The sequence below is a fragment of the Actinomyces procaprae genome (genome assembly GCF_004798665.1).
GTDB lineage: Bacteria > Actinomycetota > Actinomycetes > Actinomycetales > Actinomycetaceae > Actinomyces > Actinomyces procaprae.
This window is the reverse complement of the sequence record NZ_CP039292.1, coordinates 858,392-880,491: the sequence shown is the minus strand read 5'-3', so window position 1 is coordinate 880,491 and position 22,100 is coordinate 858,392. Positions and strand designations below refer to the sequence as shown.

11 protein-coding genes are annotated in these 22,100 nt (G+C 68.8%); 2 read left to right on the top strand and 9 right to left on the bottom strand.

Features of this window, described 5'->3' with window-relative positions; all coding sequences use genetic code 11:
• Positions 1 to 18: 18 nt before the first annotated feature.
• Positions 19 to 1,677, bottom strand: coding sequence for a glutamate/gamma-aminobutyrate antiporter GadC (gene gadC / locus E4J16_RS03335; protein WP_204519926.1), 1,659 nt, complete (start codon positions 1,675 to 1,677; stop codon positions 19 to 21).
• A gap of 9 nt (positions 1,678 to 1,686) precedes the next feature.
• Positions 1,687 to 3,093: a glutamate decarboxylase gene (gad, locus tag E4J16_RS03330; RefSeq protein ID WP_136313257.1), complete on the bottom strand. Its 1,407-nt coding sequence runs from the start codon at positions 3,091 to 3,093 to the stop codon at positions 1,687 to 1,689.
• A gap of 403 nt (positions 3,094 to 3,496) precedes the next feature.
• On the opposite strand from gad, the gene E4J16_RS16320 reads away from it, so the two are divergent.
• Positions 3,497 to 4,048, top strand: coding sequence for an NAD(P)-dependent oxidoreductase (locus tag E4J16_RS16320; RefSeq protein ID WP_168709454.1), 552 nt, complete (start codon positions 3,497 to 3,499; stop codon positions 4,046 to 4,048).
• A 958-nt stretch (positions 4,049 to 5,006) separates the two neighbouring features.
• Positions 5,007 to 6,215, top strand: coding sequence for a hypothetical protein (locus tag E4J16_RS03320; RefSeq protein ID WP_136313255.1), 1,209 nt, complete (start codon positions 5,007 to 5,009; stop codon positions 6,213 to 6,215).
• A 1,374-nt stretch (positions 6,216 to 7,589) separates the two neighbouring features.
• Here E4J16_RS03320 and E4J16_RS03315 read toward each other — a convergent pair.
• From E4J16_RS03315 to E4J16_RS03285, 7 genes are all read right to left on the bottom strand, one after another.
• Positions 7,590 to 11,222 carry a DEAD/DEAH box helicase gene (locus tag E4J16_RS03315; RefSeq protein ID WP_136313254.1) on the bottom strand — a complete coding sequence of 1,211 codons (3,633 nt, stop codon included), beginning with the start codon at positions 11,220 to 11,222 and terminating at the stop codon, positions 7,590 to 7,592.
• Positions 11,223 to 11,323: 101 nt separating this feature from the next.
• Positions 11,324 to 16,537 (bottom strand): DUF4011 domain-containing protein, encoded by a 5,214-nt coding sequence (locus tag E4J16_RS03310; RefSeq protein ID WP_240038249.1) that lies wholly within the window; start codon positions 16,535 to 16,537, stop codon positions 11,324 to 11,326.
• 166 nt (positions 16,538 to 16,703) lie between these two features.
• Positions 16,704 to 16,919, bottom strand: coding sequence for a hypothetical protein (locus E4J16_RS03305; RefSeq protein ID WP_073328436.1), 216 nt, complete (start codon positions 16,917 to 16,919; stop codon positions 16,704 to 16,706).
• Positions 16,920 to 16,989: 70 nt separating this feature from the next.
• Positions 16,990 to 18,612: a TROVE domain-containing protein gene (locus E4J16_RS03300; RefSeq protein ID WP_136313253.1), complete on the bottom strand. Its 1,623-nt coding sequence runs from the start codon at positions 18,610 to 18,612 to the stop codon at positions 16,990 to 16,992.
• A 937-nt stretch (positions 18,613 to 19,549) separates the two neighbouring features.
• Positions 19,550 to 20,140: a DUF1349 domain-containing protein gene (locus E4J16_RS03295; protein ID WP_168708153.1), complete on the bottom strand. Its 591-nt coding sequence runs from the start codon at positions 20,138 to 20,140 to the stop codon at positions 19,550 to 19,552.
• Positions 20,141 to 20,190: 50 nt separating this feature from the next.
• Complete coding sequence (locus E4J16_RS03290) at positions 20,191 to 21,066, bottom strand: DUF5131 family protein (RefSeq protein WP_136193514.1); 876 nt, start codon at positions 21,064 to 21,066, stop codon at positions 20,191 to 20,193.
• A 262-nt stretch (positions 21,067 to 21,328) separates the two neighbouring features.
• On the bottom strand, positions 21,329 to 21,898 hold the full coding sequence (locus E4J16_RS03285; protein WP_136313252.1) for a lipoprotein LpqH: 570 nt from the start codon (positions 21,896 to 21,898) through the stop codon (positions 21,329 to 21,331).
• Between the last annotated feature and the right edge of the window lie 202 nt (positions 21,899 to 22,100).

The window sequence follows — 22,100 nt, the reverse complement described above, 5'->3', positions numbered from 1 at the left end:
CGGTGGCCCGCGCCCGGGCTACGAGGCCCTCCCCACGGGGTGAGTCCCGTGCCGCCGGGGAACCACCCGCAGGTGGCGCTTGGGGCTACGTGCCGGGCTGTCCCCCGCCGCGTCCCGGGCATCCGGCGGGTTGACCAGGATGGCGTCGCCGACGGCGTGGTCGGGCTCCAGCTGCCAGCCGGGACGGCGCAGCGCGTAGAAGATGAGCGGCGGCACCCCGAGGACCACGATCACCAGCCCCACCACGAGCGCGTAGCCGACGGTGCTCAGCCCCGTGAACCCGGACGGGCGCACGAAGGACAGCACGAAGGCCACCGCGCACGCGACGAAGCCGACGCCGGCCACCAGCCCCATGGCGGGGGTGCGGTAGGTGCGCCGCACCTGCGGGCGCGTGGCGCGCAGGCGGATGGCGGCGGCGAACAGCATCATGTACATGATCAGGTACAGCGCTGCTGCCATGTCGATCAGGGTGACGAAGGCGGTGTTGCCATTGGGGATGACCACGAACAGCAGCGCCAGAACCGTCACGATCACACCCTGCAGCAACAGGATGGAGCGCTGCACGCCGGCGCTGTTGCGCCGTTGCAGGAACGGCGGCAGCAGGCCGGTGCGGGCAGCGGCGAGCAGGCCCTTCGAGGGGCCGGCGATCCAGGTGACCACGGAGGCGAAGGCGCCCAGGGCGATCAGCAGGGAGATCACCGGGGTCCCCCAGGCCAGGTGCCAGTGGTCGAAGAAGGTCTGGAAGGCCAGGTTGATGCCGTCAACCACGCCCAGGCTCGCCTTGGGGACCGCTACGGCGATCGCCAGGGTCGGCAGAACGAAGACAGCCAGGATCATCACCGCCGAGACCAGCACCGTGCGCGGGTACCCGCGGCCGGGGTCATCCAGGTCATTGGCGTGCACGGCGTTGACCTCCATGCCCGCGTAGGCGAGCACATTGGACACGATCAGCACGATGGAGGCCAGGCCCGTCCACGGCGGCAGGATCGCCGACGTCGTCAGCTCCGCCTGGGAGGGCGTTCCGGAGATCAGCCAGGCGGCGCCGAGGACGATCAGCAGGGCCGCCGGGAAGAGCGTGCCGATGATGCCGCTCCACGAACCCACCTTGGCGAACAGGTTGCCGCCGGCCAGGGTGATGAGAGTGGATACCCAGTACAGGACGATGATGACGCCGGCCACGTACACGCCGTTGCTCGCCAAGGAGCCGCCACCCACCACATAGGACAGGCTCACGGCGATGAAGGCGATCTGGGTGGGGTACCACACCACGTTCTGCACCCACTGCAGCCAGATGGCCACGAAGCCCCAGCGCTCCCCGAAGGCCTCGCGCACCCAGATGAACACCCCGCCCTTCCAGCCGGTGGCCAGCTCGGCGGCCACGAGCGCGGTGGGCACCATGAACAGGACCGCCGGGATCAGATAGAGCACGATCGAGGACAGGCCGTAGCCGGCCATGGCCGGCAGCGACCTCAGCGAGGCCACGGCCACCACCGTGAGCATCGCCAGGTTGAACACCGACATGCCTGCAGCTGACCGCGCCGCAGCCGGGCCGGCCGTGGAGCCGCCGGGCGCAGATTCGGAAGCAGCGGCGTCGTCGGCCGGCAGCTCCCCGAGCGTGCCGGCAGGCGGATGCGCGGAGGATCCGCCGGAATGATTGGACATGATCTTGCTGGACATCTCTACCCCTCAGTGGTGGAAGGCGGCGGGACGGTCCGACTCGTGGGGCAGCGGCCCGTCGAGCCGGTCGAGGTAGGCGACCTCGGCGCGCATGTCCTCAAGGAAGGCGTCGGCCAGGTCGTGGCTGAGCCCGTTGCGGACGACGATCCGCTGCACGGTGACGTCGGTGAGGTCATCGGGCATCGGATAGGCGGGCACCAGCCAGCCCTTCATGCGCAGCCGGTCGGACAGGTCGTACAGGTTCCACTTGTCCGTGTGGTCGGCGCGCAGACGCCACGCGAACACGGGAATGTCGGAGCCGTCGTTCCACAGGTCGAAGGGCCCCATGTCGGCGATCTGCCCGGCCAGGTAGCGGGCGACGTCGCGACTGTTGCACTGCACCCGGCGGTAGCCGTCGAAGCCGAGCCGCAGGAACATGTAGTACTGCAACAGCACCTGAGCACCCGGGCGGGAGAAGTTCAGGGCGAAAGTGGGCATCTGCCCGCCGAGGTAGGAGACCTCGAAGATAAGCTCCTCCGGCAGTGCCGCCTCCTCGCGCCACACCACCCAGCCGATGCCGGGGTAGACCAGGCCGTACTTGTGGCCGGAGGTGGAGATGGAGGCGACCCGTTCCACACGGAAGTCCCACTCCAGCTCCGGCTGCACGAAGGGGGCGATCATGGCCCCGGAGGCGCCGTCGACGTGGATCGGGATACTCAGTCCGGTGCGCTCCTGAATAGCGTCCAGCGCCTGGGCGATCTGGGCGACCGGCTCGTACATGCCCGTGTAGGTCACCCCCATGATGGCGACGACGCCGATGGTGTTCTCGTCGACGTAGTCCTCCAGCCGGTAGCCGTCCAGGACCTTGTGCTCCTCGGTGATGGGCACGTACCGGGGCTCGACGTCGAAGTAGTTGCAGAACTTCTCCCAGCACACCTGTACGGCGCTGGACATGATCAGGTTGGGCCGGTCGGCGGGCTTGCCAGCGGCGCGACGCGCGTGCTGCCAGCGGCGCTTGAGGGCCAGCCCTCCGAGCATGCAGGCCTCGGAGGAGCCGATGGTGGAGGTACCGATGGTGTGGCACGGGTCCGGCGCATGCCACAGGTCCGCGAGCATGGTCCAGCAGCGGGTCTCAATCTCCGCGGTGCGCGGGTACTCATCCTTGTCGATCATGTTCTTGTCGGCCGCCTCCAGGTACAAGCGGTTGGCGTGCTCGTCCATCCAGGTGCTCACGAAGGTGGCGAGGTTCAGGCGGGCATTGCCGTCCAGCATCGCCTCGTCGTGAACCACCTGGTAGGCGGTCTCCGGAAGGGCCTCCCCCGCGGGGAAGCGGAACTTCGGCAGGTCGTAGGCCTCACCCGGGCGGGCGAACAGCGGGTTGAGCTCGCTGCTGCCCGGGTCCGGGGCGGAGGAACCGTCGAATACTGGCCGTGACATGTCGGATTCTCCTTTCGGTCGGAAACGATTGACATAGGGATATCACCACAGCAGGCTTTACCGGCGCCTCAATGCGCCAATATGCCAACACTCGCAATTTACCAAGGCTATCTTCCCAGCTTTCCGCAACACTTGCTTCACCTACCAGCTTTCTTCAAGCCTTCCTTTATAGCGAGTAGTGCCGCGAGCCGCTTGAAAGGCACCCGAGAACCTCCTGAAGACACGCGCGCCAACATTGCGCACCGCACCCCAACGGGCCCCGCAAACATGAATGCCACCTGAATTCAGGCGCAGGAGATCCTGAACCCCACTCTTCGCCCTCGCACTCATCCGGCTGCACACTCCGGCAGACTGCAAGCGACCTGCAATGCCCCTGCTCCACCGCCTGCCTGAAAGACACGCCATGAAACTCCTCATCCTCGGCCTCACCGGCCCCACCGGCACGCACGTCCTGACCCGCGCCCTGGACCACGGTGACGACGTGAGCGTCCTGGTACGCAGCCCGGAGAAACTGGGAGAGCACTCCGGCGGCATCGCCGTCACCGTCGGGGATGCACGCGACACCGAGGACCTGTCCCATGCGATGGCCGGCTGCGAGGCCGTGGTCTCAGCGCTGGGCCGCGGCACCTCTCCCCGCAATGGCGGACTGTTCACCGATGCGGCCGAAGCCGTCGTCGAGGCCGCACACGCCACCGGAGTCAGGCGCCTGGTCTGGCTGTCCTCCTTCGGAGTCGGTGACACGATCCGCGCCGCGACGCTGTCGCAACGCCTCGTCTACCGCAGTCCTACGCGGCATCTACGCGAACAAGGCCGCAGCGGAGGAACTGCTGCGCTCCTCCGATCTGGACTGGACGCTCGTCTACCCGACCACGCTTACCAATGGGGCTCTTCCGGTTTGAGGGTGTGTTGGGCTGGGGGTTTGTGTGTTGACGCGGCGGTTCGTACCTTCGCGTGAGGGTTCGTATGTTCTGGTCGACGATTCGTACCGTCTTGCGACGGTTCGTACGGTAGGGGTACGTAGCGTCGTCAGAAGTGCCGAATCGTTGGTGCCAAGTGCCGAACCGTCACGCAAAGTGCCGAACCGTCATCCGGTGCGCGCGGGCAGGCGCGCCAGGCCCGCACCCCGAGCGCTCACGCCTGCGCCCGGGGCCTGGCGAGTAGGGCACCAAGAAGACCGCCGCCGTGCGCCGTCAATGGCGGCAGTCCCGGTCCAGCGCCCAGATGATCCCAGCGGCCTCGACGAATCAGCGCAAGCCAGCACCGCCCACCGACAACAACCTCACCAACCCGGCAACGACCACCCCCACCGCAGCCCCGACCCCAACCACCACACCCACAAACCGGAAGAACCACCAATGGCCCCGCCCAGGGACGGTTCCGAATCGGCGAGTCGTTGGTCATGCGCGGTAGGGAACGCATCGCCCGCGCCGATGTAGGCGCTTTCCTGCACGACGAGGCGCACGCGGGCCGCTGGGTGCGCCGGGGCGTCGTCATCTCCGGATGATCCCGCACCCTGCCTCGAGCCGACCGGCATGCATCCACGTCTTCCGACGCATGAACCTGGCCCTCGCGTCCGCACAAACCGGGGCAAGTCCCGCGTCCACACGCCCCGCCCCGCCGCGGTCCCAACCGTGAAGAGCCGGAGACACGGTCACTGTCACAAACAGTTGATTGATTCGTGACATTATGGGTACGTGAGTTACCCGAATCAGTTCCCTCCCGGCCCGCACAGCACGCCCGTCCCCGGGTACACGCCGCACCCCGGCGGCCCTCAGCCGCAAGGCCTGCCCGGCACCTGGCAGCAGCCCCAGCCCAGCACCTGGCAGCAGCCACCAGCTTCCGGGCCCATCGCGTCTCCGCCTCCGGTACCTCCCGTACAGTCGAGACGGAGACGGGGTGCACTGATCACCGCGGTGGTCGTCATCCTCGTACTGGCCATCGCGGGCTCCACCGTCCTGGTACTGCGCAACCGAGGCTCCGACGACGCCCGTGAGCGCGGAACCTGGTCGCAGGGCTGGGTGGACGGCTTCGAGGAGGCCTGGTCCCTGGAGGCTCCTGCGAACTTCCGTCGGCAGGAGATGTCGATGCGCACCAGCGGCAACCGCATGGTCCGGATTGTCAGCACATCTTCGACAGCGACCGTCACCGTCTTCGATATCTCCAAAGATAGCCCCAAGCAGCTGTGGGAGATCCAGCAGCAGGTAACCGAAACCGTTGACCGTACACTGATATGGGGCAATAAGATCGTCGTCGAGAACACACTGATTGACATCACTTCCCATGAACGCAGTACCGCACCCTGGGGCACTGACTCCAGGGTTGCCGTCACGTCGAGGGGAGCGATCTCCTGCGTCGAAGCCACCTGCCGGTGCTGGTCCAGTCCCTCCAAAATGCTGTGGGAGACCGACTTCGCTACGGACAGCCCGATGAGGGTGCACTCATATGCAGTCGTGGATGAGCATGTACTCGCCGCCTCATCCGATTACGAGTACTTCGTGGTTGACTTGAATACCGGCGCCACCAACCCACTGAAGACCAACGGACAAAGCATACAGCGGCCGCTCGCCGACGGCTGGCTGGTTCACACCAGCGGAAAGTCTTACACGGACGAGACCATCTACCTGTACGAGCCCGACGGCACCTTCAGCGAGTCATTCGAATCCCACACCGACGAACCGTTCTCCACCTATCCCTGGTCACCCACACTCTTCACGCGCGAGCAGGCCCGGCTTTGGTTCAAGGACTTCGATACCTCCTGGGCCCCGTCGACCTACACGCTCTCAGAGGCGGACCGCAACTGCGAGTCGATCACTGTCAACGGTAACGACATCGTGCTGGGTGAGGAGAACTCCCTGTTCACGGCGAACCGCAATGGAAAGTGCACATCCACCAGCGCTCTGCAGGCGATGTATCACTCCGGGGAGGGACAGGTTCAGGACTTCAGCAGGAGAGACGGAGATGAGCGCTCCCTGGTGCTGGTGGACATGCTCACCGGACGCAGCTCGGACCCCATAAGCCTTGGCACAAGAGACGAGTTCGCGTCTTACACAGCGCTCGGAGACCTGCTCATCATTGAATTCGAGTCCGGCGAGTTCATTGCCTACCGGCCGACCTCCTCGTAATCGGAACCTTTGTGTTTCCGGGTGTGGTGGCGGGTGGTCGGGGTGTCCGGGTTCGGCGCGAGTGGTGCCGGCCGCGTCGGTGGCGGCGGACCCTCCGCAGCCGCGGGGCGCCCCGCCATGGGAACCCCCACCTACTTGTGCGGCCTCGGGCTCTCCCCGCAGTCACGTCCTCAAGTGCCAAGAACCCAACCCGCGCACGGGTGGACTCCGGTGGCCCGACTGACGGCACGCCCGTCGGTGCGACCACGAACCCGCGCACGGGTGTGCCCAGCGACGAGCACACGGCACGCTCACTTGCGGAGCTCTTCGAGAGAATCCGCGGAATCATGCGGAAAACATCTCCGGCGACGAACAGGGCGCTCGGCTCCTGCGTGCGCCAACCCCCGCGGCGCACGCAGGAGCCGACCAACCTCCTTCAACCCAATACCAAGAACGCCGAAATACCAGGCAAAACTCACTGCCCGCTCAAAGCAGCAAGATGACTGAGCGTGCGCCACCCCCACAAGCACTCACCCAACCAGACCCAAACCACCCACCAACCACCCAAAACCGGCGCTTCGTGTTTGGGGGTGAGGGTGGAGGCGGGAGTCGGCTTGCCGGCGTGCTTTGAGCTGGCGTCGTCTGCTACGCCGGTTCGGTGCTTACTACGCCGGTTGGGTGTCTGCTGAAGGGTCCTGGGCCCTTCAACGGAGGTCTAACCGGCGTAGCAGAGCCCGAAGGGGCGTAGTAGACGCCGAAGGGGCGTACCCAACGATCTGCCCCTGGTCTTGATCCCAACTCGCTCTACGTCCGCGACACCGCCCCGAGGACGTCCCCGCCGGCCACAAGTCCTCGTCAGCCCCAGAACCTCCGCGCAGACCCCACGCCGACCCCGCCCGGGCGCTCGAGCACGACCTCCTCGCCCCGAGCACGACCGCCCGCGGGCCCGAACCACCACACCCCCAAACACGCAGCGCCCGTGAACATCCGATGGTGCTCCCAGCTGTCACAGATTGCACCACTTTTGCTGGGACATGCCGGAACCTTGGCCGGGAAAACCGCATGATTTCAACGACGCATGTAAGGCGGCTCGCGTCCGGGCAGGTAAAGTGGTGCAATCAGTGACAGCTGGGCGGCGGTCACCGTGGTGAACCGGCAGGCCCACCGGTCTCCTCACCCGGCGACACGCCGGCCGCCACACCCACAAACGCGAAGAGCCACGTAACAACTACCGACCTCGGCACGTAAGATCTACCGACCTCGGCACGTAAGATCTACCGACCTCGGCACGTAAGATCTACCGACCTCGGCACGTAAGATCTACCGACCTCGGCACGTAAGATCTACCGACCTCGGCACGTAAGATCTACCGACCTCGGCGAGGGGTGGAGGGCGCTACTCGCCGCCGAGGAGCTCGCGGATCTCCTGGGCCGTCAGGCGGGCACGGCTCGCCGCCGCACCCGGGCCGGCCGCGCCCCCGCTTCCGGCTCCGTCGGCCACCCCGCCCGCGGCATCGTCGGCGGCGCCCTCGACCACGCGGTCGAACAGCTCGGCCTTCTTCTCCTTCAGGGCCATGACCTTCTCCTCGATGGTGCCGGCGGAAACCAGCCGGTAGACCATGACGGGCTTGTCCTGGCCGATGCGGTGGGTGCGGTCCACCGCCTGTTCCTCGGCCTGCGGGTTCCACCACGGATCCAGTAGGAACACGTAGTCCGCCTCCGTCAGCGTCAGCCCGAAGCCGCCGGCCTTGAGCGAGATGAGGAACACGTCGGCATCCCCGCCGCGGAAGGCGTCGATCACCTCCTGCCGGTTGCTGGTGCCACCATCCAGGTATGCCGTTCGTATCCCGACGGCCTCGAGCTCCTCGCGCACCCCGCCCAGGTAGCGGGTGAACTGGCTGAACACCAGCGCCCGGTGCCCCTCCGCGACCACCGGCCGCAACGTCTCCAGCAATACCTCCACCTTCGCGGTGGGCTTGCGCCGCCGGCCGGTCTTAGAACTCCCGGCAGCGGCGTCGGTGCCCTCCACCAGCGCCGGGTCCAGCGCCATCTGCCGCAGCGTGGTCAGGGACTTAAGCGCGGTGAAGCGTGATTGGGCGGTGTCCTCCTCCAGCAGCCCCAGCACCTTCTGCCGCTCGCGGGCCAGGCGCCGGTCGTAGGCACGCCGGTGCCCCGGTGCCAGTTCCACCGACAGGATCTGCTCGTTCTTGGCGGGCAGGTCGGCCGCGACGTCCTCCTTGGCGCGGCGCAGCATGAACGGGCGGATGCGCGCGCGCAGTGCCGCCAGCGCGGCCTCGTCCCCGTGATCCACGGGCCGCCGGTACAGCTCGGCAAAGCGTTCCGGCCCGGGCAGCAGGCCGGGCGCGGTGATGGACAGCAGGCTCCACAGGTCCATCAGCGAGTTCTCCAGCGGCGTGCCGGTGATGGCGACCGTCGACGGCGTGCGCAGGCGCCGCATGGTCTTGTACGTGACCGCGTTGTGGTTCTTGACGAACTGGGCCTCATCCAGCACGACCCAGGCCCAGTCGACGGCGGTGAAGTCCTCCTCCTCGAGGCGGGCGATCGTGTAGCTGGTGACCACCAGGTCCGCATCCGCGCGGACCGTCTCCAAGTCCTCCCCCCGCTTGGCGCGGGTGCGCGTGATGGTCCGCACCCGCAGCTCGGGGCAGAAACGGGCGGTCTGTTCCGCCCAGGCTCCGACGACGCTGGTTGGTGCCACTACCAGCACCGGGCAGTCCTCGTGCATCCCGGGCCGCTGAGAGGCTGCCTCGGCCACGGTCCCGTCCGGGGCCGCCCCGGCGCCCGTCCTGCGCTGCTCCATCACGCGTTGGACGACGGCGAGCACCTGGACGGTCTTTCCCAGGCCCATGTCGTCGGCGAGGACGCCGCCGAGCCCGGTGGCTTGTAGCAGGGCGAGCCAGCGGTAGCCGTCGAGCTGGTAGGGACGCAGTTGTGCGTGCAGCCCCGCAGGCACGGGCGCGTCCACCGCCCCGGCGGGCTCCCCATTCGCGCCGTCGGTCACTCCGCCCTCTGCCGCAGCGGCCACGGCCAGCAGCCGGTCCACTCCCTCGCGCCAGCGACGGGTCGCCTCGCCAATCACTCCGAGCTGCTCCAGTTCGGCGTATATGCCCGCCTGGAAGGCGGTGACCGCCAGATCACCGGCGCTGCGGGACTGCGGATCGCGCAGGTCGCGCCCCTCCTCCATGAGCCGGGCCAGGCGCACGATCTCGGGGCGGTCGGCCAGGCTGATCCACTGGCCAGAATCCAGCAGCACCTCATCCGCGCCCTGGGCGACCGCGGTCATCAGCCGCTCCACGGGCACGTCCTCCTCCCCCACCTTCACGCGCACCCGCAGTGAGAACCAGTCGGGCCGATAGTCGTCATCGGCGACGTCGGTGGTGATCAGCGGGCTCTCGGCGGCCTCCCGGTAGTCGGGCACCTGCCCGGTCACCTCCACGACGACGCCGTCGATCGCCTCCAGCGCGGGCACAGCCTGGGCGAACAGCCGAGCCGTGCCCATGCCGGTGAAGGCGCCCGGCCGCCACAGCGGACCGTGCGTGGGCGCCAGCGGAAGACAGGCGTCGACGACGCGGCGGGCGAGAGCGTCCTCGGCCTTGGAGTCGCGAACTGTGGGCACGCGGCGAGAGCCGCCGGATCCGGAGCGCTCGGGCGATGCAGGCGCGGTAGCGCCGTCGGCTCGTATCTGTGCCGCCGCGGCGGTGCCGGCGGGCCAGCCCCAGTCCAGTGGCCCGGAACCGACCAGGACCTCCGTGAGACTACCAACGGCGACCTCGCCCCGCCCCGCCCCGGACGCCGTCTCGTAGCGGATGGACCAGGAGGTGTCGGCCAGGTGAGCGGTGGCGTCCACGGCGATTTGGAGCACGGCGACGGGGGTACCCGGGTCGGGAAGCTCCAGGGTGGGGTCCAGCTCGACGATCGGCACTGCGGCGGCCAGGCGCCCCAAGTGCTTGGCCTCGAAAAGGTCGACATCCGCGGCTGGAATGGTGATCCGCTCATCGCGCGACAGCAGTCGCCCCAGTACCTCACCCGGCGGCGGCTCCAGCGGCATCAGGTTGAGGGTGCCGTCTGGGCCGGTAAGCGCATAGCCGTGGGTGGGGCTGCCCAGGGCGCGGGCCTTGGGCGCACGACCCCGGCCGAGGGTGAGTCCCTCGACGGCGGCGAGATCGAGAGCAGGTTTGATGAGCGCGGTCCCGTCCTTCTGCCGCTCAACCCCAATGCCGGCCCGCAGCCCGGGCAGGATGCGCACCGCCTTGCCTTCGCGCTGGGCCGTCGTCAGCGTCACCCCGGCGGCGACGGCACGCCGCAGCGCATCCCAGACGCGGGCCGGCTGTGCCCCCAGATCGATGACGGAGTTGCTGTAGTAGAAGTCGCCGTAGGGATCCACCGCCGCCAACTCGGCCAGGGCGGCCAGTGCGTCCGGAGCCACCTCACCGGCCAGGTCCCCGTTCATGAGGCCGCGCCAGGAGATGCCCTGCTTGACCCAGCCGCGCTTGCCGGCGATCAGTGGTCGCAGGTGCAGGCGGCCGGAGCCGGAGGCGCCGGCGAAACGGCCCATTCCGTAGGCGCCGCGGCCGCCGCCCGGAGCGGCGGTTACCTCAATGGCGACCGCACGGTTCGCCGTCTGCCGGGTGCGTAGCAGTTGGGCCAGGCGGCGCTCCCAGTCGACGTCGCCGGGCGGGGCGGAGGCTGCATGCGCCAGGTGGCGGGCGGTCAGCACCAGGGCGGCCGTGTGCTTGCAGTTCCCGCTCACCGGGCAGGAGCAGGTGCCGGACCAGTTCACGCGCTCACCTGAGGTGCGGGCATAGACCATGGTCTGATAAACCCGCCCCTGCGCGCCGCGCACTGCGGCGGCAAGAATCTCGCCGTTGCCCGACATGGAGAGGTTGGCTACCCGTCCCTGCTCCGCGTAGCAGCGTCCGCGGCCGAAGGCCGGCGCGCCGACCACGGCCGCGATCTCGGCATCGGCTATCCGTGCCGGCCAGTCCTCAGGCGTGATCTCTCGGGCCATGTCCCCACCATACGGGCGGGGTCCGACACCTATCGAACCGGCTCAGCGCAGTGGCGGGCCGCGCAGAAGCACGAACCTCCGAGTCCCTCAGCCCCGCGGTGCTACCACCCGTCGTCCTCCCGCTCGACCTGCGCCAGCGCATCGGTCAGGGCGTCCTTTACTCCGCTGGCGCTGAGCCTGCGCTTCTTGACGCTGAGCCGTTTGAGCGCCTGATTGCAAAGATCCTCGGTGGATACCCATCCGGCCGAGCCGGCACGGACTTCACGCATCAGCGCTTGCAGTTCACGGGGGTGGATCTCCTTGATGGAGTCCACGTGATCGAGCGCGTGACGCCGATAGTGCATGGGCAACTGGGCGGCGTCCATGCTCCGCCACACGAAGCCCTCGCCATCGGTGTAGGCGAATGCGTCGCCCAGCAGCTCATCGACTTTCTGCTCCCGTGACTTCACCACCCGGGTGAGCCCATAGGCGCGGCAGAGCTTGACGATCAGCCGGTGCCGGGTGAGTGGGGACTCGACGTCGCAGATGGCACGAGCCGTTTCGACCACCTGCGCACGTTCCGGCGAGTTCTTGTCCTGGGCGCGATCGAGCACCTCGATTGGCTGCACGCCCTCGGGCCGCCACTGCCGGTACTCCGTAGCAGTCCGTGGTGCGGCCTCCGGGGCGGCCGCATCAGCCGACGCCGCGGCTTGCGTCTGCTCGGGCCGGGGCGCGGGCGCCACGTCCTCCTCCAGCGCCGTTGCCGCCTGTGGCTCCGGCGCCGTCGGCCGTGGTTGAGAGGGCGCCGTCGACGGCGAGGCTGGAGACGCCGCAGACACCGTCGACGCTGCCGGCAGGGCAGGGGCTGCGGCCTGCACGCCTGTCGGCTCCGGCGCGCCTCCGGAGGCGGCGAGCAGGCGCGCGACCACGGCATCCGCATCAGCCACCCATGTGGGCATCCAGACGCGCTCAATCCGCTCCCACCCCATGGAATGCAGCACGTCGACCGGCAGCAGGTCACGGTCCGCGACGCTCGCCCGCCGGCTCCAGCCGGGCCCGTCGAGCAGCACCGCAACGCGCTGTCCCCCGGCCCCGGTGACCACCAGGTCGATCTCGAAGTCCGAGTGCCCGACGCCGGACATCACCTCCGCGCCCGCCTCCCGCAAGCGCTCGGCGATCTGATCTCGGTGCAGGTCCACGGAGGCGGCCGAGCGGGGTCGGCCGTGCGGCGCGATGCCGCTGCGGGCCCGCCCCAGGTACTCGCGCAGGTCCTTCACCCCCTGGTGGGTGGAGCGCTCGGCGTGCAGGTCCTCCGGATCGAAGCTGGAGAATACGACCACCTGCCTGCGGGCCCGAGTAATCGCCACATTCAGCCGCCGCTGACCGCCGGCCTGGCTCAGGGAGCCGAAGTTGAGCGGCAGGTCGCCGCGCTCGTTGGCTGAGAAGGTCACCGACACCAGGATCGTGTCGCGCTCCTCCCCCTGAACATTGTTCAGGTTGCGCACGAACAGGCCATCAGGCGCCTTCAGCGCGTCAATGATGCGCTTGCGGCCGCTGTTGCGCAGCTCGGCCTCGATCAACTCGCACTGGTGATTGTTGAAGGTGATGATTCCCAGCGACGGCGTGGCCTGCGGTGATGCCTCAAAGCGCCTGCTGACCTCGTCTACGATCTGCCGGGCCTCCACGGGATTGGTGTTGGGTCTGATACCGCGGTGCTTGGCCGTCTCGGCGCGGTAGTAGGTGCCGTTGACGCGCCGCAACGAGATGCCGTAGCCGTCCGGCCCGTCGTCCGGAGCTGCGGCCATCACCAGCGGGCTCGGGAAGGACAGCAGCCTTCCGTCGTAGTAGTGCCGGTTGGAGAAGGCGATGAGTGACTCGACCCGGCTGCGGTAGTGCCAGGTCAGGCGGCGGGTTGGGAGGCCTAGCTCCAGGCAGCGGTCTAGGATCGAGTCCGCGCCGCCGTCCCCGGAGGCGCTACGACCAGTTGCGGCCGCCGTGCCCGGCGAGGGCGTGGGCGGCATCTGCTTGGGGTCCCCCACCACCACTGCGGTGTGGCCCCGCCCCAGGGCGCCGACGGCGTCGGCGACGGTGATCTGGGAGGCCTCGTCGAAGACCACCATATCCACGTAACGCCTGTTCGCCGGGAAGAAGCGGGCCACCGAGTCCGGGGACACGAGGATACAGGGGGTGATCGCGGTGATCAGGTCCCAGTAGGAGTTGACCAGCTCACGGACATTCAAAGTGCCCTTGCGGCGCTCGAGCTCGCGGCGCAGCTTCTCGGCGCGGTCACCGGACTCGCGCAGCACGCGGTCGCGACGCCTCAGGACCGCATCGAGCAGCTCCGGCGCCAGCTGTTCGCGCAGGCTCGCCTGCAACCGCCGGTACTCGTCCAGCTGCGCCTCGTGCTTGCCCGCGTCGAAGCCGTCCAGCCCGCTACGGGTGGCGCAGGCGTTGAAGACTGCCTGCACATGCGGCGCCGCGGACGTCCCCATGGCCTCCACCAGTGCCTGGCGAGCCGCATAGTAGGACTTGCCCTCCTGCCCCGGTGCGTGCAGGTGCTCGCGATACGCCTCCAGCTCGCCCCGCGAGTCCGCCAGCTGGCGACGCAGTCCCGCCATTGCCGCGGCGTCGTGGCCGGGTGCCTGCAGCTCCAGTGCCCTGCGTAGCGCCTCGCGAACCCGGGTGGGGCGCATGCCGTTGTCGTGCAGGTTGAGCAGCAGGTCCCCGATGCCGGTCTCCTCGCCCAGGCGCCGGGCGACGACGTCGAGCGCGGACTGCTTCTCCGCCACGAACATGACGGTGCGCCCCAGCGCCAGGGAACGGAAGATGAGGTTGGCGACCGTCTGGGACTTCCCCGTGCCGGGAGGCCCCTCAACCACCAGGTTGCGCCCGGAGACGGCGTCGGCGATCACCTGGGCCTGGGCGGAGTCCGCCACCAGGGGCAGGTTCTCCACCACCTCATCGAGATCCGTCGCCGACCCGGCCGCCTGATCCGCAGCGCCGGCGCCGGGAGTGCCGCCCAGCAGGCGCGCCACCAGCGGATTGGCGATTATGGTCGGCCAGTCCTCCGCGAGGTCCCGCCACATGCGGTAAGTGGAGAAGCGGAACAGCCCGAGGTGGACGGTGGGCTCGACGCGGTCGCGGCGACCTGCGGCACGCAGCTGCTGACGCAGCTTGTCCAGCGTGGCCTCAACATTGACGCCGTGGTCGTCGTATACGGGCTCACGCAGCGCCGTCAGCTCGATGCCCGTATCCGCCTGGAAGCGTGCGAGCAGGGAGTAGTTGGGGGTGGACACGCCGGCCTCATCCAGCGACACAATGAACGTGTCCCCCTCCCGTTCCAGCTTCACGGGGATAAGGATCAGGGGAGAGCGCACACGCTGACCATCGGCGTACCAGCAGAGCGTGCCGATCGCGAGGTACAGGTTGTTCGCCCCGGTCTCCTCCAGGGTGGTGCGAGCGGATGCGGCCAGGTTCTGTAGGCGCCGCACGTACTCCTTGCTTCCAAGAACCGCACCCACGGTGTGCGCCTTCAGCAACTCCGTGGCGTCATCCGCCGCCTGCGCGGCGCCCCGGGCGGGCCTGCCGCCGAAGCCGGCTGCGGCCCTGAGGCCCAGGTTGTCGCGCTTGTTGACGATGTCCTCGAAGTCGCCGACGAGTTCCGGCGGCACCTTGAGCTCGATCGCTGAGCGCGCGGTGCGGTCGATCAGCGGGTTGCGCAGGGACAGGTCTAGCAGGGACCGTTTCCACTCCTCCACGCGCGCCGGTGCCGCATCCGCCGCCCGCCCGGTGCCCGGCTCGGGCGCCGGGCGCGTCTGGTCTGCGGGCGCGGGCGTCGGAGCGGACAGGCCCGCAGCATCCTGTTCCGCCCGGGCGGCGGACGGGGGCAGGGGCAGCTCCACGACGACGTCGTCCTCGTCGCGTTCGAGCACCGGCTGCGGCACCGCACCGCCGGAGCGTGCCGCAGCGAGCGGAACCACCAGGGTCAGTTCTGCGAGGGTGGCCTCCACGATCTGCTGGGCCGCGTCACCCGGCGCGTGTAGCACCCCCGCGGGCGAGCGCAGCGCGGCAACCGGGTCTATCAGTCCGATGCCGCCCTGCCGCACCCCTGCGGCGAAGGCCTCCGGGGAGCCATCCGTGCTCACCGCGTCATTCCTCGCGTAGCCGAGCAGCACCGAGGCGGGCGTCAGCGCCAGCACCGGGTGGCCCCCGAGCTGTTCCAGGATGCCGGCGAGCAGGACTGCGACGTCGAGCGCGCTGCCGGAACGCGCATCCATGACCTCGCCCGCGGTGCGGACCGTAAGCGGATCCCGCCCTCGAAAACCATCCCCGTCCGCTGCGATGCCGCGACTGCGCAGTAGGGCGCAGGCCGCATCGGCAACGTCGTCGGGTGCAGAGGCGGCTGTACCCAGGCCGGCGCGCAAGCGCGCCTGCGCTGCCAGCGCCTGAACCGCAGGCTGATCGGGCTGGACGAAGGTCGCCAGCGCCGGGCCGGCCCAACAGTCGCCTCCGGCCTGCTGCCACTGGCGCGGGGGCAATGCGGACAGGGCATCAATCCGCCGGACCAGCTTCGCACCATCCCGAGTGCGCAGCTCCACGCGCCCGTGCGCAGGACCCGGCTGATCGACCTGCGCCAGGTTGTCCCGGTTCAGTTTCAAGGCCCTGCTGGTGTGCAGTTCGCGCTGCGCACCCGCGTCCCAGGTGAACCGCCACGGCTCGACCAGCTCGTGGCCGCCGTCGTCCTCAATAATGGTCACGGTCGCCTCGACGGGGCCCGGGGCGCCTGCCACAGAGTCGGGAAGGCTCAGGGCAACGGATACCTCCGCCTCCAGGCCTGCGACCGCGTGCGCGTAGCCGATCACGGGCGCGCACTCGACCTTGATACCGACGGCGTCGAGCGGGCCGCGGCGTGCGCCCCGGCCGTCGTCGATGCTGCCTATGAGCTCGCGTATCTGCTCACGCCCCGACTCAGCTCTAATCAGCCGCAGCAGCTCGCTCACGGCCACCAGGGCCGCGAGGGTCTTGTCGGCGTCGAAACGAGCCCCGTGTACCGCTTGATTGCGGAAGCGGCGCACCTCGTGCAGCTTGCTGCCCGCGCCCGGTGGCAGCGGCATGAGGTAGCGGCCGTTGGAGCCACGCGCGGTAAGGATGCGGATCTGGATGGACAGGTCCGCCAGGTCGGGGAGCTCCGGAACCGGGCCCGACCCGGCGAGCAGAGCACGCAGCATTTCAGGTGTGCAACGATTCCCCAGCGTGTTGCGCAGGTAGCGCTCCAGGTAAGGCGGGAGAACGCTGAGCATGCCGTGCAGGGCCAGGTCGTGATTACTGAGCTTCATGGATTTCGGTGCGGAGATGGTTGAGGTTGCCCTGAGCTACCGGGCGTTTGAGCGTATGCCCAGCACTCCCCGGCGGACGGCTCCACAGGGCGGGGTGGAGCCGACTCGAGCAGGCTACCGGCTCCTCACGACACGAATTGCTAGACGTTCGCTCCGCAGGTCCTACTCAGCGCCGCCGACGCACGATCTGGGCGATCAGTTCCCGGCTGCAGCCGAGTGCCTGGGCGAGGGCGGTGTAGGACCAGCGCTTCGGCTCGGCCTCGCGGAGCCGGTCGATGAGCTCGTCCCGCTCGGCCCGGTAGCGGGCGGCCAAGGCGTCGGCCTCGAGGGCCTGTGCGTGCAACTCGGCGGCCCGGGCCGCCAACGGGTCGGATACTCCCATTGAGCGTGCCGGAGGGCGGCCATCCCCGTCTGGGACGGCCGCCCTCCGGTTGCGCACTGTGCGCAGCGGGTCAGAGCCCACCTGAGAGCCCCCGCGAGAACTCCGTGATCAGGCTCGGCACCGCGGTGTCGAAGCCAACGACGTCGAGCATGCCGGCATCGTCCGGGTCGGCGATGGAAAAGCCCGTGGAGGTCATTCCCACCACGACGAGCCTGGCGGGGATGCCGCTGTGCTCGCGGTAGCGACGCAGCGCCTGGAACGGGTGGATGTCACCGGCCCAGGTCTCGTTATCGGTGTAGATGACGAAGGTGTCCACTTCCAGGTCGTGCTCGGCGGCGTACAGCATGGGCAGTGCGCAGTCCGTACCACCGAAGGGCATCGCGTCCACCACCTTCAGCGCGTCGTCGAGACGACGGCGGGGGCTGATGTCCAGCGGGGCCATGGCGGCCGGCTGCCAGTATCCCGGGCGAGCGCTGGAGAAGGCGAAGGCGGCGGAGCCCGGCTCGGTGGCCAGTTGCACCAGCGCCAGCGCGGCCGCCGCCTCGCGGGCCGTCAAGGCCATGCCGGAGATCGGCATACCCATGGAGCCGGACACGTCGACGGCCAGCATGGTGCGCTTCCCCGCACTCTCCGCGGCACCGAAGGCCGCGTAGAAGGCGGCGTCCAGCGCGTCGGCAACCTTCGTCGTCGGCGTCCAGGCGCTCTTGCCGCGCCGGGAGAACCCGGAGGCGTAGGTGCGCTGGGCGATCAGCGCGGATACCGGGTGCACGCGGGCGGCACGCAGGCGCTCGGTGTCGGTCAACTGCGCGCAGACCTCATCGGTGCGCCCGCCCATTGCGGGCAGCAGCCCCAGTCGGGTCAGGCGCGGCAGCTGGCGCATGAGTGCGGTCAGCGGCACCCCGGCGTCGAGCAGCGCATCCCAGACTTCGGGCCGGGCCAGCGCCGCATCCGGCAGCATCTCCCAGGTCAGGCGGTAGTCGCGGACGATCCGCGCCCAGGTGGCATCGGCGTCGGCCCGAGCGGCATCCACTTCCTGAGCCTTGACGAAACCCTCGATCAGGGAGGGCACCTCCTCCCCTACGGTGCCGTGGGCGATCCAGTCGAGGGTGGCGCGCATGTCGGCCTCCGCGGCGGCCGGGTGAGCCAGGCGCAGCAGGTCGCGGTGCGTCCAGCCGTCGCGCTGGCGGTACTTGACCGCCTGGTAGGCGAGCTGCTCGGCGGTCTTGGTCGTGTACCAGGAGCCGACGGCGCGGCGCAGGCCGCGCCCCCATCCACGGAACTGCTCGACGTAGGTGGCGAAGGTGAACAGGTGCGTTCCGGTGCGGGCCACACGCGGCAGCGCCGCGAGCGCGGCGTCACGGGCCTGCGACACGGAGGCGGCGTACGCCAGGGCGAACAGCGTCGGGTTCTGCTTCGGCGCAGCACCGGCGGTGGAGACCTCGATGATCGTGTTCACCAGCCCCTGCGGGTCGGCGACCGCCATGCGGTGCAGGACCTCGGCGTTCTCGAGTGCCAGCGTGCGGGCGTCGGTGTAGTAGGTACCGCCGTCCACCCCCAGGATCAGGAAGCGACGCAGGCGGGCGGCGTCATCGAGCGCGAAGCCGTAGCCGCCGGCGGCGTTACGCACCTGGCCGGTTCGAGCCGACTCACGCTGCGGCGTGCGCCGAGTACTGATGCCCTTCAAGAAATCCATTTCTTCTTCCCTCTCCTTTCCTGCTTACGGGGATATGAGATGTGCCGGGGTGGCGGCGGGCGTGTTCTTGCCCGCCGGACAAGCGGTGTCAACCGCGCTGTTGGAGAGCGATAACCGACCGGCTTCGGCCCGCCGCCATCCCGCACGAGCACAGGGGGTGCGCCCGTATTCAGGCTGCACGAACGGCGGAGGCGGGCGTGTGTTCGGCCTCCGGATCCTCCGAGGAGGGTTGGGGTCGAACCAACTAATACCGATAACCGAAGACCTTCCGGCCCGCGGGCGCACCGTTCGCGCATATCGGCCGTGGCCGACTCGCAGGAGTGTAGACCCCTACACACCCGGAACTCAATCCATCCTCACCGGTGATGTTTGTGAGGTGACACACCCGCCCTACCACGCCGCCCGCCAGAACCGGCTCCCTACCAGCACGCGAGACCGTCTCAGAGCCCTCCGACTCCGGGCCGCGTCTCGTACACGAGTTCTCTGCAAAGACACGACTTTTGGAGCTTCGCGTGCGCTGTGTACGCGCAAAGCTCCGGAACTCGTGTATCCGACGCAAACTCGTGTTCCTGCCACCGCGCCGACTCCCACGCCCCCCACGCCATCGGCCCGGGCAACATATGTGCGCGAGCGGGCGTGAACCTGGCGGACTGTCCGAGCGGGCGTGGCACGATGACCGGAGCCGACCGCTCTACCCTTGAGCTACCGGCGAAGCGCCGACGAGGACTCGAACCCCGAACCGCCGGTCCGATAACCGACCATCTCCGGCCCGCCCGAACGCTTGTACCGTAACGCTCGCCCGGTACCCCGTCAACCACCCGTGATACCACCGCCCGAGCCGGAGTCAATAGGTCCGAGTTCGCTCGACAGACCCTCACGGCCTCTGCGGCGTGAAGATCCGTCCTTCCGCAGGCGAACATCCCCTCGCTAGGGGAAGTCAGTGAAGGGAGATGTCCGCGTCCGTGACCCGCCAGGCGTGGAAGGGCACGGTCAGCCCGGCTCGACTGGGAGCACACAGGAATGGGCCGGCCTCGGCTACGGCGTCCTCCGGGAAGGGCAGTAGGCGCACCATGCGCAGTGCAGCGGTGCCGTCGGGCGCGATCAGACCGGCGCGCATGGTGATTGCATCGCCCTTGCGGCTGACGCGGATGCGCACGCGCTTGCCCTGCCAGTCGGGCACGGGTGCCACCGACCAGTCGGAGTTGCCGGCCGTGACTACGGCGCCAAGTTGGCAGGCGCCGTCGGAGAACTCCACCCCGGCCTTGACCCAGTTCTCGGCGTCGACGCGCACCATGATGCCGGCCTGGTCGAAGTTCTCGGTGAAGGCGGCGGTCATGTCCACCTCGACCGCGGTGTTCTGCTCGAAGGGGGCCAGCAGGGCGTGGGCGGTGTCGACGATGAAGCCGTAGCTGGTGCGTCGCCAGGCGTCGGACTTCTCCACGGCGGTGACCAGCAGGTCTCCGTCCCTCTCCTCGACTGCGGCGGGCGGGTTCAGCCAGTGTCCTGCGGACCAGGGAAGCGTCGTCATGATCCGAGCCTAGCCGCTGTCGCGCGCTTGGCGCCGGGAAACGAAGCGCCTCAGGCGCAGCGCCCCCGATACAGGCCGTTGCAGATGGGGCGGGAGCCGCAGTTCAGGCAGTCGCCGTCGAATTGGGGCACGTGCAGCTGGGCGGCGGGAATCTCCCAGCCGAGCGGGGCGCGCAGGCGCCAGGGCCTGCGGCCCTGAGCGGTGTAGGACAGGCCGGAGCGATGGGCCTGCACCGACTGGTTGCGCTTGGAGCCCATCCGGTAGGTGCGCCCGTCCTTGATCAGCGTGGAGCCGGTCTCGATGAAGGTCATGGACACGTCCGCCTGCTCACACTGGGCGCGCAGGGAGCGGACCCAGTCGACATCGAGCGGGCGGGCGCCGCCGTAGTTCTCCCCGCCCACGATCAGTTGCTCGATCTGCCCATCAGCCAGGTAGCGGCCAAGCTCGATGGGGCCGATCAGGGGCGCGGCCATGGCGCCCTTGTGAGTGAAGGGCAGGTCGAGCAGCACGGGCAGGCGCTGGTCGGCGCGGCGCTGGTTCTCGATGGAGACGGAGAGCATGACGTTGTCCCAGCCGTCGCCCCAGTCATTGGGCAGGCAGCGGGCGACCCGGTGCGGGCGCTTGGTCAGCAGGAAGAACTTCACGTCCGGGCGGGCACGGATGATGTCCCAGGCCTCCTCGCGCCAGGGGTCGGCCTGGCGCAGAAAGAAGTCGCTGGTCATGCATACGCGCAGCATCTCTCCGGCGCGCACCTTGTAGGCGCCGGTGCGGTCGACGGCGAGGGGGTAGCGGAAGCCGTCGGACCCGACGCGGCGGATGAGCTCGCCGTCGACGCCTCGCGAGGCGTCTTGGAACATCATGAAGCAGTTGTCGCAGCCCTCGGATACGCGACGGCAGCCGTGCCAGGGGTTCCAGGTGTCGTGCACTTTCCTCCTAATGGGGCGGGCGATGCCGAGTCCGGGGCGGGGCGCGCCAATTCCGCCAAACCGCCCAGACGAATCCAGTTTACCTCGATTCGACGTCAACGGATTGCGGGGCACCGTCTCCTGCGCCACTCCTGCGCAGATTCCCCCGCAGGAGCCGCTTCCGCTAGCCGCCGCCGATGAAGCCGCCCCTAGATGGCGGCGGGCGGCGCCCTCCACTTGGAAGGACGCCGCCCGCAGCGCGAGCCGATTGCGCTTGCGCGCCTCAGGGGCAGGTAATGACGAAGTCGAAGCTCTTCGTCTCCGTGGATCCGCTCGGGGCGGCCTCGCCGGTGACGGTGTAGGTCGTTCCGTCGACTTCAGCCTCCGCGCTGCCCGCCTGACTGCGGTAGCCCTCGATATTCGTGAAGTTGAGGGATGCGTCATCACCAGGAACGATTGTGATCAGGCGCACCTCGCTTGAGGAGTCGTCGATCGCCATAGACACCGAGCGGACTCCCTGGTCAGTGACCACGGCGTCTAGCGGGCCAACACCGATCGTGGTCTGCCCGTCTTGCGAAGTGCAGGCCACCCCGACGTTCTCGATTTCAAAGGGCTCACCCCCTAGCGTGCCGGAGAAGGAGCCCCCTACCTCGACGCCGTCGACGGGCAAGGGAGCGTCCGCGCCCGGATCCGCCTGAGAGTCGGTTCCCGCACCGGCTTCAGTCGCGGAGTCGGCGGCTGCGGGTGAGGAGGACTGCTCGGCGTCGTTCGAGTCGCTGCTGCAGGCGGCAAGGCCGAGCGCGAGTACGAGTGCGGCCGCCGTGGAAGCGGTCTTAAGGAGAGGAGTGTTCATCTTGGTGATCCCGTCTGTCAGGAGGTGCTGGGCGGACGGCGCCTCGGGGCGCCTACAGCCACGAAGCTACCAACATAACGTTTTGAATGCCTCGACATGAAGAGTTGATTCCGCCTCGACGACGACGCGCCTGTCATCGGCATGCGACCACGGACACGTTCAGGGCCGTTCCGGTTGGTGTGCTAACGGCGCGGCCCCTGAG